Raw genomic sequence first — 10,450 nt, 5'->3', positions numbered from 1 at the left:
TGTCAAGAATTTTTTGAATAAATATTCATTTCTTCTTGCCGTATCAATCAGCTTTATTAATATACCATCTGGTATATCTCATGTCAACACTTTATTTGCGATATTCATTATCGCCTCAATAGCACTTATTAAATATATCAGCTTTCTTTTTCTTGGTCAAGTCTATTTCTGTGAATATCTCTTAATTGTTGGCTTATCCAAAAATCCATTTTATCATCTATTGCTTTAAACCCTGTATCTATAGACCTATTTGTCCAATAATATTTATGTTTTATTTTAATACCTGTACTTTTAAGATTACTATTTTGTTTAGTAAAATTTCTAATTGAAAAACTCATTTTACTGTTATATTCATCAATATCAATAATCCTAACCGTAATTTTTTCATTTATTTTTAAATAATTCAATATGTTATCCACATAACCGTTATGGCATTCCGAAATATGGATTAAGCCTTGAACTCCATCCGCAATTGTTACAAAAGCACCATATGATTGAATACCTGTTATAGTTCCTACAATAATTTGTCCAATTCTATATTTCATTTATACTCCTCAATCTTTCGGTAAAAACGGCCAAAATAAAAAGGACTTTCATCCTCTTTATTTTGTTACTATCATATCTTCAATTACAATTGGTTCAACTGGTTTATCTTGCATAGCTGTTTTTGCACCCGCAATTTTATCAACAATGTCCATTCCACTAACAACTTGTCCAAATACTGTATGATGAAAATCTAACCAAGGAGTTCCACCTTTTTTATATTCTACGACTACCTCTTCAGGATAATTTGCATCCTTTAATTGTCCAATCATCTGTTCAGGAACATTCGAATTTTGGACAATAAAAAATTGACTACCATTTGTTGATGGTCCAGAATTAGCCATCGATAAAGCACCTCTTAAGTTAAAAAGTTCAGAAGAAAATTCATCTGCAAACGATTTACCCCAAATACTTTCACCACCCATTCCAGATCCTGTTGGATCACCAGATTGAACCATAAAATCAGAAATCACTCGATGAAAAATAACGTCTTTGTAGTATCCATTTTCTGAAAGTCCAATGAAATTTTCTACCGTCTTAGGTGCTTGTTCTGGAAATAATTGAATCGTTATATCACCGTAATTCGTAATCATTTTAACTTTTGGTCCAACTACATGTTCTAAGTCTAATTGTGGGTATGTCATAACTATGTTCCTCCTATTCAAACTTTATTGATTCCATTGTACCCAATTTCACTCTATTTTACTATTACTTTATATTTTTTATGCGTTATACTATTATAATGCTATTAAATGGAATGCTAGGAGACTGTTATGACAACAAATGAAATATTTGATATTACTATCATTGGTGCCGGACCCATCGGACTATTTACTTCAACTTATGCGCACATGCGCCAAGCTAAAACTCAAGTTATTGAAAGTCTTCCCGACATTGGTGGACAAGTTGGTACATTATATCCAACGAAAAAAATATATGATATAGCTGGATTCACTGGCATATCAGGTGAACATCTAATTAAGGAACTTTCAAGGCAAGCTCACCAATTTGACTTTGACGTTAAATTAAATGAGACCGTCTTAAATTTCGAAAAAGAGAATGATATTTTTAGGATTCAAACTTCTAAACGGGTTACATATAGTAGAACAATTATTATTACGGCTGGAATTGGTTCTTTTCAGCCACGTAAATTAAATATTGCTAATTCAGCAACATTCGAGAATGAATCATTATTTTACAATATTAGTGACCTTTCTAAATTTTCTCATAAACAAATTGCTATTGCTGGCGGTGGTGATTCTGCTATCGATTGGGCAAATGAGCTATCGAACATTACAAAACAAATTCATATGATTCACCGTCGAGATAACTTTAGAGCTCTAGAGTACAATGTCACAAAACTCAAAAAAACTGATACTATATTTGAAACTCCCTTTTCGATACAATCACTTTCTAAAAAGAATGGTCGCCTTGAAATTTTGCTAAAACATTCTAAAAATAATCTTAATAAAACGATAATTGTTGATAATTTACTTGTGAATTATGGCTACTTATCCGATAATAAAATTATTAATGCTTGGGGTATAAATATGGATAAGAAACTAATCTCGGTAAATTCTGAAATGGCAACTTCCATTCCCGGTGTTTTTGCCGCAGGAGATATTGTTTCATACCCTGGTAAAATAGCACTAATTGCTTCAGGATTTGGTGAAGCACCGACTGCCGTAACTAGTGCCCTAAATTTTATAAACCCAAATATTAATCGAACTATTCATAGTACGCAACTAATGAATCCACATTATTAAAAAAATAGAACTTAAGGGGTATTTAATATTATGTCTGTCATAAACTTTTTTATAGATTTTGTTTTACATATAGACACACACTTGATTAGTATTGTGAACAACTTTGGAAATTGGACCTATCTTATCTTATTTTTTATTATCTTCATAGAAACTGGAGCGGTTATTTTACCTTTCCTACCTGGTGATTCACTTTTATTTGCAGCTAGTGCTCTAGCAGCAAATTCAATTTATCATTTGAATATTTGGATATTTGTAATCCTCTTTCTTGCTGCAGCGTACATGGGAGACTCACTAAATTTCTTTATTGGAAAAAAAGTAGGGAACTCAATTTCAGATCATTCATTATTTAATAAAATGATTAGCAAAGATAGTCTCGATAAAACAGAACAATTTTTCAATAAACATGGTGGACCCGCAATTATTTTAGCAAGATTCATGCCTATTATTCGTACGCTTGCTCCCTTCATCGTTGGTGGTAGCGGATTTAAGTACTCTCGCTTCTTACGCTTTAGTCTAATTGGCGGATTTGCATGGGTCACCATTTGTTGTTCTGCTGGATTTTTCTTTGGAAACATTGCAATCGTACAGGAACATTTTTCTTTAGTCGTATTGGGAATCATACTAATTTCCTTAATTCCAGCTGTATTTAGTGGTATTAAGTCAAAATTAAGTAAATAACTAGCTATTAATATCCCACCCTTTCTATCTTAATCTAATAAAAAAACGAGACGCCATTTTCACTGGTGTCTCGTTTTTTTAATTACTACGTTTAATTTCTCTCTTACCAAAGTAAATACCAACTAAAAAGAACATCTCAATTAGACAAAAGACCATTAGAAAACAAATCATAAAAAAATTTTCTGGTAATGCCAAAATGATTGGATCTAGTTTAGGATTAAATATCCAATCATTATTTCTAAACACGAGCTCATGAAATAGTATAAAATAATGATCAAAATTAAAGAAAAGTAAAAATACACTAAGAAAAGGAACAGTAATAGCCATCTGAAAAGGTCTTACCAATTTCCATAATTCCTTTTGTTTTGTTAATTGACCAATAAATATTATTGCAATAAATCCTAAAATTAAAAAACAACCATAATTAAACTGCACCAATTGTTTAACATCATGATAATGTTGCATCCCATTATATGATGAAGGCAATATCATTTTTACTTTATTTACCCAAGGATAGTTAAAATAGTCTAATAAATTATTATAATCAGACATTAATTCTGATTGGTTTAACCCAACAATTTTATTCAAATGTGATTGCTTGATAAAAATTTTATAAACAAACGTACTATTAATTACCAATATAATAGAAAAAGAGACAATCGCTAGATATAAACTTAGCCACTGTCCCATTTTTTTAACGCGCTCTATCATTATCAAAGTCCCAATCATCAAGTGAATCCAATTGAATAGTTGGTTGAACTTTTTTAGATGCCACTAAGTTTTTTGTTGAAACGCCCGTATAGACTAACATTGTATCAACCCCAAAGTTAATTCCGGCTTTAATATCTGTCATGTAGTTATCTCCAACCATCACAACTTCACTTTTCTTCAAGCCAAGTCTTGATAGGGCTTTTTCCATGATGATAGTTTCAGGTTTACCAATATAAGTAGCTTCTTGTTGTGTTGTACATTCAACCATCCTTACCAGCGATCCAGCACCAGGAAGTAGTCCACGTTCATTCGGAATATTAGTATCAGCATTTGTTCCAATAAATTTAGCACCACGTTTGATTGCTAAAGTTGCCATTTCAAATTTATGATACGTAACATCGGAATCTAACCCAACAACAACATAATCAGGCGTCGTTTCCTCAATAATAAATTTTTTATCCATAATTGCTTTCTTTAATCCGTTTTCACCAATAATATAAACACTTCTTTTATCAGGGTTTAACGCATCTAGATAATCTGCAGTTGCAAGTGCCGCCGTATAGACTTCTTTCTCAGTTACATGTATATCAAAATTATTTGCTAAATTATTGACAACATCAGCTGGTATTTTAGTCGTATTATTAGTCACAAATAAAAATGCAATATTTCTTGCTTGTAGAGACTCGATAAATCGTTTTGCTGCCGCAATTTTTTCTTTTCCTCGATAGATTGTACCATCTAAATCAATCATATAACCTTTATATGCCATTATTATCACCTTGCCTATTTAATTATGCTTTATCTTTTTGCCTAATTACAAATTCGTGTTTCTTTGTTCGTTTTGTTGCCGTTTTTAAATTATTTTTTTGTGGTTTTACTGGTTTAGACTTGTTTAATGGTACTTTAGTTTTTTTATTTTTTATTTGATATTTTTTTTCAGTTGTGTGCGCCCTTACTACAGGTTTTCTTTTCTTACCAACTGGTTTAACTGTTTTTTTACGTTCTTTAGGATTAGAAATTGGTTCAGGTTTTTGAATTTCCAAATTGTGCAACACAAAATAAGAACATCCAAAATTACAATATTCATATAAATAATCTTCAAGAGTATCGATACATTGTGACCGATATGCCTTTTTATTCTCGGTTTTATAAAAACCTCTTAATCGAAGTTGATCATATCCCCAGTCTCCAACAATATAATCATATTTCGTTAAAATTTGGCTAAATCGTTCCGTTAATTTTTCAATTTCAAAACCATCTCTATAATTGGAAACAAGATCATATGGACGGTTATCGATTAGTACTCGGGTTTCACTCTGTCGAACAACATCACTAGCATAAGCTTTAATTTTTTCTGCTTTTATTGCAAGTTGCTGTTCTCTCTTTTCTTTCTGTGCTTGATTCAAATCTCAAACCTCCTTTTACAACTTTAGTCATACTTCATTATACAGAAAATTCTAGTTTTAAATAGTCCCCAACGTAATCTCTTAAAAATTTCTTGCCATTTATCGAAATTTCTCCGGTTATTTCTATGGTTGGAAAAAACGGTATATACATAAAATGATCAACTGTTGCAATAGTATAATATGCATCCAAGTCAATTTTTTCGTTATGATATATAAGGTCCCCATTTTCTTGTTCTACCAGTCCATCAATCACTACTTCACCAAATAATTGGCCTCTAAAACCCATCCCTTTAATTGGGAATTTCTTAAGAAATGAACTATTCTTTTTAATTTCTTGTACTAATCGCCATAGATTATAACCAGTTAATTTAGCAGTAATAACCCGCATTGGGTGTGGCAGTGTTTGATGCAGGTCATTTTTTGTTACAAATCCTTTTTGTAAATTTTTCAAAAATAATCCACCATTTAACATTGCAATATCCGTTTTTGTACCCGCTTCGATGGCTTTCAATGATGTCTGCATTAATGCTGAATTTTTAGTCCATGATGCTTCTAAATCTTCAGGCAATTTTGCAACAACTTCAGATGTTAAAATTTTTTCTCCGCGTAATCTATATTCTGCTATTTCGTCTTGGTCACTTATAACTTCTGCTAAACTTTCTGTTTCAATTACTTTAGCAACTTCTTTTCTAATTTTATGATTTTCAAGTTCAATCGCTACTTCGCCCACGTACATCCCCCACTTACCAGCTGCGGCCAATAATGATTCATTAACTTTTTCACCGGATTTCAATAAATGATGTGTGTGGCTTCCTAATACAATATCTATCTGAGGATACTTTGCAGCTACTTTTCTATCTACAGGTAAACCTAAATGTGATAACAAAATAATAACATCTACTTTACCTGCTATTTTTTTTAAAAGTGAAGGTAAAACGGTATCAATTTGATTAGATTCCCAACCATTCATCTCATACGTCATTGGAAATGGTGCTGTCAAGGCAATTATTCCAATTTTAGTTCCAGCTGCAGTTTCCATTATTTTATATTCTTTGGCCCATGCAGGACGATTATTAACTTCTCCATCTACCACGTTATCAAGGATAATGTCGAATTTTGCATTATCATATAAATGTTGTAATTGGCTTCGCGAATTACCAATACCTTCATTGTTACCAATTGTCGCTGCATCATATGCTACAGTATTCATTAATTCAATATTGGCTTTGCCATTTGTAGCTTCCGACAACGGGTGCACACGATCAATTGCATCTCCAATATCAAAAGTTAAAACAGTTTGATTTTGTTTTTCAAGCTTTATTTTTTCAGATTGTAAAAATCGCCTAATTTTAGGCCAATTTTCTAAATGTGAATGAATATCATTTGTATGTAAAATCGTTATTTTTTCCATTAGTTTATATCCACCTTATTTTGATTATTTACTGACTTTCTTTTCACTAACTATATTATTATGGTTGTCCTAAAGTTCTTTTCTAACCATCAAATTCCTAATAGGTGGGTTCAACATTATTAGTTATACTATATCCTATATTATACTGCTTACCGTGTCCAAGTGAATTTATATGACCCTTTACAAAAAATAGCATGCAGAAAATAGTATTGCTCGCGCTGAAATTAACTATTAAATTGTAATGTTTTTAGAAGCAAAATCAAACAATATTTTCAACAATTACTTTTAATTTGTGCCCTAAGTATACAAAAAAAGACCCTCACACGTGGTCTTTTCAGCAAAAATTTAATTTTCCATCTTCATTTGAACACTTTTAATAACATAGAGTACAATTAACCAACCAATTGAAGCAATCAGCGCAATTAATGTATCAGGTTTTAAGCATAGCACAATACCTACAAAAGTTAGAAATAATAGAATTAAATAATTTGTAACAGGAAAGAAAGGCATTTTAAATACTAGCATTGATTCTGTTTTTTCTAGTTTTATTTTTCGTCTATACTTCAAATGTGCAATTACAATTGCTCCCCAAATGAACAAGAAACAAGTCGTTGCAATACTTGAAATAAATGTAAATACCGATTCAGCCATAAACATATTCAGTACGACTGAAATTGCAATCACAAGAGTCGAAAATTGTAATGCAAATGCAGGTACTTGATTATGTGATAACTTACTAATTTTTTTAGAAAATTTATTTTTTTTATTATAATTAAGCGAGAACAACATTCTACCTGTACTAAATAAAGACCCATTACAAGCTGAGGCTGCAGCTGTAATTACAACAATATTAATAATGCTGGCTGCTGATTTTATCCCTATATTTTCAAATACTTGAACAAATGGACTTTGTGATTCCGAAATCATATTCCAAGGATAAATCGCCATAATTGCCAATAATGATCCTACATAAAACAAAATAATTCTTAAGGGTATTTCATTAATTGCTTCTGGGATAACCTTTGTTGGGTTTTCAGTTTCTGCAGCTGTTAATCCTACCATTTCAATACCGACAAAACTAAACAGTACCATTTGAAATGACAAAATAAATCCTTTAATTCCTTGGGGGAAAAATCCACCGTGACTTACTAAATTCGTCAAACTGGCATGCCCAGCTGAAGTTTTAAAGTTTACCACTACCATATACACGCCAATACATATCAACACAATAATGGCAATAATTTTAATGAGTGCAAACCAAAATTCTGTTTCACCGAATAATCCCACTGTAACTAAATTTATTCCTAAAAGAATAAGGAGCATAACCATACCAGGAATCCATTGCGGCAAGTTAGGAAACCAAAATTTCATATATAACCCGACTGCGGTAATTTCTGTCATTGCAATTGTTACCCAACAGACCCAATATGTCCATCCAGCAACAAATCCAACCTTTTCACCTAGATATTCATAAATAAAATCAATAAATGAATGTGCATTCACATTCGATAACAGTAATTCACCTAACGAACGCATTAAAAGAAAACATGCAATTCCGGTAATAATATATGCCAATAAAATAGATGGCCCAGCCAAATGAATAGATTGACCTGCTCCCAAGAATAAACCAGTCCCAATTGTTCCACCAATTGCAATTAATTGAACATGTCGACTTTTTAATCCTCTAACATGCTGATCTTCTGAACTTTTTTCTGCCATTAATATCAAACTCCCTCTATAGTAATTAAGTAGATTATACATGACACATGTTAATTTCTAAAGAAATTATTCTTTTTATAATTAAATAAAAAAAGCGACTCAAAATATGAGTCACTTTACTTATTATTAAAGTTGGCCTTTATCCACTTATCTAACGTTTTAACAAAGCTCTGAAATAGTTCTTCACCCTTTAGTGATGGGAAATCACCTAATAGTACTTCATCAACTTGTTTACTACCTTCGCCATGTTTCTGTAAAATCAAAATAGATTTACGTGAATTAGCTGAACTAAATAATTCCACAGGTAAATTGAGCATACCTTGAAGATATGCATTTGATTGAATGTAAACGAGTAATTTTTTTGCTTCCTCTGTTTCAAATAAACCAGTAGGAACAAGGTATATGCCAAAACCGCCATCATTTAAGTATTTGATTGATTGTTCTATTAATAAATGATGTACATATGAATGACCTTCAGTTGCATGTGTAGCAAAATGGGTAACTCTTTCATCTAGAGGGTAATAACCAATTGGTAAATCAGCAATAACAACATCAGATTTTTTTACAATTAGGTCATCAACCGCATCTTGGTGAAATAATTCTAAATTTAAGTGTTGTAATTGTCCACTTAACCCTGCAATTGATAACATTGTATCATCATTATCAATCCCGTATGCTTTTGAAATCTCAAACTTATCAGCAGCCATTTGATTCAAAATCGTCGTCAGTAAGTTCCCTGATCCCACTGTAATGTCCAATAAACTAAACGATTTTTTTGTACTTATTAATTTTTCTAATACAAATGCAACTAAAAATCCAATTGTATCTGGTGTTATTTGATGATTAGGTTGAATACTTTCTTGTCTTGTTGCCTTCAATAAAACTAACTGTACAACTTTACGTACATCTTCTGACGATAAGGCATTCAAATTCATTTTTTTATAAATCTGATTCAAAATTTTTACATCTTGCTCACTTGGTAATCCATCTTCTACGTGTACAGATTTATTATCTAACAAATTATTGCTAGTCTCAATAAATGCGTCCAAATAAGTGATTTCTAAACTTTTTTGTAAAATATCAATTGTTTCATTAATCTGATTAAAGTTCATTTCTATTTCTTCTAATGACATAAAATCACTCCTTGAATTTATTTGCTCGTTTCAGTTTAACGATTTTTAATTCTCAATTCAAGTTAAGTTTCTTTTTTATCATTTTTCTGAAAAAGAATATCGATTACCATTCTTCAAAATAACCTGATAGGCTCCTTTTTGATATTCAACAACACCATAATTATAAGTATATTTTTCTTTTAGATTTTTTGCTTTTTGATTTAAAATAGTCATGTTTTTCATAGTTTCTGCTTGATTATATTGGCATATTTTCTGATAACTAGTGAATTTTGCTTGGAAATATATCAGTTGTCCCAATAACAAACCAATTAATAACATTAAACAAAATATGGCTGATACAACTAAATGTCCGTTTAATAATTTGATTTTTCGCATCTTAATCCTTTTTTTCCATAGGTATTACCAATTTTAAAGTCTTATTTTGGTGTTCTTGTTTGATTTTTAAAAATAGAATTGGTTCATCGTATGCCACCGAAAATGATTTCACATGATATAAAATTGGTATATGACCTCCTGAAAATCCAATAAACTGTATCATTTCATTATGCTGACTAAGATAGTAGCGAGCTCCTGTCTTATTATTTTTTAATGAAATTGTATATTGACCAACATCTATTATCTTCAAATCTAAGTGATCTGACTCCAATAATCCGATACATTGCTGTAACGAAAAATCTCTATCTCCGCTAATTTCTTGGTGTTCATTTGTACATAAGTGCCAACATGTTGTCATTAGACTAAGAGAGATGATAAATATACCTAATGCAATAATAGTTTCTAACAAAGAAAAACTTTTCATTGCAATTTAATACTTGTTAAATCATTTTCAGACTTAATTCGAATTTCAGACATAGTAGCACATTGTAATTCGCCATCAACTATTTTTGATAATTTACTTGTCGGATGAATGACTAATAATTTACTGATTTCTTTCAGATTTCTTGTAGTTGTTGTTTTATGATTCCAATAATCTTCTTGTTTCTGTAATGTGTGATTGGTCTGTACATATAATCCAAAACCTGATGCGACAATAGTTAAAGTCATAATAGCGTCAGCTAACACAATTCCTGACATTTTACGCAC

Annotated in this window: 13 protein-coding genes; 2 read left to right on the top strand and 11 right to left on the bottom strand. The window is 31.1% G+C overall.

The window, feature by feature from the left end:
- Positions 1 to 137: 137 nt before the first annotated feature.
- Positions 138 to 545 (bottom strand): CvfD/Ygs/GSP13 family RNA-binding post-transcriptional regulator, encoded by a 408-nt coding sequence (locus AC1RPK_RS06720; RefSeq protein WP_481761807.1) that lies wholly within the window; start codon positions 543 to 545, stop codon positions 138 to 140.
- Between the two features lie 57 nt (positions 546 to 602).
- Positions 603 to 1,187, bottom strand: coding sequence for a peptidylprolyl isomerase (locus AC1RPK_RS06715; protein WP_481761808.1), 585 nt, complete (start codon positions 1,185 to 1,187; stop codon positions 603 to 605).
- Between the two features lie 129 nt (positions 1,188 to 1,316).
- On the opposite strand from AC1RPK_RS06715, the gene AC1RPK_RS06710 reads away from it, so the two are divergent.
- On the top strand, positions 1,317 to 2,309 hold the full coding sequence (locus AC1RPK_RS06710) for an NAD(P)/FAD-dependent oxidoreductase (protein ID WP_481761809.1): 993 nt from the start codon (positions 1,317 to 1,319) through the stop codon (positions 2,307 to 2,309).
- 39 nt (positions 2,310 to 2,348) lie between these two features.
- Positions 2,349 to 2,987, top strand: coding sequence for a VTT domain-containing protein (locus AC1RPK_RS06705; RefSeq protein WP_481761861.1), 639 nt, complete (start codon positions 2,349 to 2,351; stop codon positions 2,985 to 2,987).
- A gap of 78 nt (positions 2,988 to 3,065) precedes the next feature.
- Here the strand turns inward: AC1RPK_RS06705 and AC1RPK_RS06700 are convergent, their stop codons facing one another.
- The 9 genes from AC1RPK_RS06700 to AC1RPK_RS06660 form a co-directional block, all read right to left on the bottom strand.
- On the bottom strand, positions 3,066 to 3,698 hold the full coding sequence (locus tag AC1RPK_RS06700; RefSeq protein ID WP_481762413.1) for a TIGR01906 family membrane protein: 633 nt from the start codon (positions 3,696 to 3,698) through the stop codon (positions 3,066 to 3,068).
- A complete protein-coding gene (locus AC1RPK_RS06695) occupies positions 3,682 to 4,467 on the bottom strand; it encodes a TIGR01457 family HAD-type hydrolase (protein ID WP_481761811.1) in 786 nt (261 codons plus the stop codon). Before AC1RPK_RS06695 ends, AC1RPK_RS06700 begins: the two co-directional genes overlap by 17 nt.
- Before the next feature lie 22 nt (positions 4,468 to 4,489).
- A complete protein-coding gene (locus AC1RPK_RS06690) occupies positions 4,490 to 5,104 on the bottom strand; it encodes a YutD family protein (protein ID WP_481761812.1) in 615 nt (204 codons plus the stop codon).
- A 37-nt stretch (positions 5,105 to 5,141) separates the two neighbouring features.
- Positions 5,142 to 6,515: a bifunctional metallophosphatase/5'-nucleotidase gene (locus AC1RPK_RS06685; RefSeq protein ID WP_481761813.1), complete on the bottom strand. Its 1,374-nt coding sequence runs from the start codon at positions 6,513 to 6,515 to the stop codon at positions 5,142 to 5,144.
- Positions 6,516 to 6,860: 345 nt separating this feature from the next.
- On the bottom strand, positions 6,861 to 8,234 hold the full coding sequence (locus AC1RPK_RS06680; RefSeq protein WP_481761814.1) for an amino acid permease: 1,374 nt from the start codon (positions 8,232 to 8,234) through the stop codon (positions 6,861 to 6,863).
- A gap of 116 nt (positions 8,235 to 8,350) precedes the next feature.
- Positions 8,351 to 9,367 (bottom strand): class I SAM-dependent methyltransferase, encoded by a 1,017-nt coding sequence (locus AC1RPK_RS06675; protein ID WP_481761815.1) that lies wholly within the window; start codon positions 9,365 to 9,367, stop codon positions 8,351 to 8,353.
- A 78-nt stretch (positions 9,368 to 9,445) separates the two neighbouring features.
- Positions 9,446 to 9,742, bottom strand: coding sequence for a hypothetical protein (locus tag AC1RPK_RS06670; RefSeq protein ID WP_481761816.1), 297 nt, complete (start codon positions 9,740 to 9,742; stop codon positions 9,446 to 9,448).
- 1 nt (position 9,743) lies between these two features.
- Entirely contained in the window at positions 9,744 to 10,100 is a 357-nt protein-coding gene (locus tag AC1RPK_RS06665) for a ComGF family competence protein (protein ID WP_481762652.1), read from the bottom strand.
- Between the two features lie 62 nt (positions 10,101 to 10,162).
- Positions 10,163 to 10,450 (bottom strand): hypothetical protein, encoded by a 288-nt coding sequence (locus AC1RPK_RS06660; protein WP_409022756.1) that lies wholly within the window; start codon positions 10,448 to 10,450, stop codon positions 10,163 to 10,165.

The organism is Dellaglioa sp. CoH-55-MRSF-6, assembly GCF_056782215.1.
The sequence above is the reverse complement of the archived record's forward strand: the minus strand, read 5'-3'. Positions and strand labels throughout refer to the sequence as shown.

Coding starts and splice junctions, on each gene's coding strand:
- AC1RPK_RS06720 (WP_481761807.1), bottom strand. CDS start 545: ATGAAATATAGAATTGGACAAATTATTGTAGGAACTATAACAGGTATT.
- AC1RPK_RS06715 (WP_481761808.1), bottom strand. CDS start 1,187: ATGACATACCCACAATTAGACTTAGAACATGTAGTTGGACCAAAAGTT.
- AC1RPK_RS06710 (WP_481761809.1), top strand. CDS start 1,317: ATGACAACAAATGAAATATTTGATATTACTATCATTGGTGCCGGACCC.
- AC1RPK_RS06700 (WP_481762413.1), bottom strand. CDS start 3,698: ATGATAGAGCGCGTTAAAAAAATGGGACAGTGGCTAAGTTTATATCTA.
- AC1RPK_RS06695 (WP_481761811.1), bottom strand. CDS start 4,467: ATGGCATATAAAGGTTATATGATTGATTTAGATGGTACAATCTATCGA.
- AC1RPK_RS06685 (WP_481761813.1), bottom strand. CDS start 6,515: ATGGAAAAAATAACGATTTTACATACAAATGATATTCATTCACATTTA.
- AC1RPK_RS06680 (WP_481761814.1), bottom strand. CDS start 8,234: ATGGCAGAAAAAAGTTCAGAAGATCAGCATGTTAGAGGATTAAAAAGT.
- AC1RPK_RS06675 (WP_481761815.1), bottom strand. CDS start 9,367: ATGTCATTAGAAGAAATAGAAATGAACTTTAATCAGATTAATGAAACA.
- AC1RPK_RS06670 (WP_481761816.1), bottom strand. CDS start 9,742: ATGCGAAAAATCAAATTATTAAACGGACATTTAGTTGTATCAGCCATA.
- AC1RPK_RS06665 (WP_481762652.1), bottom strand. CDS start 10,100: ATGACAACATGTTGGCACTTATGTACAAATGAACACCAAGAAATTAGC.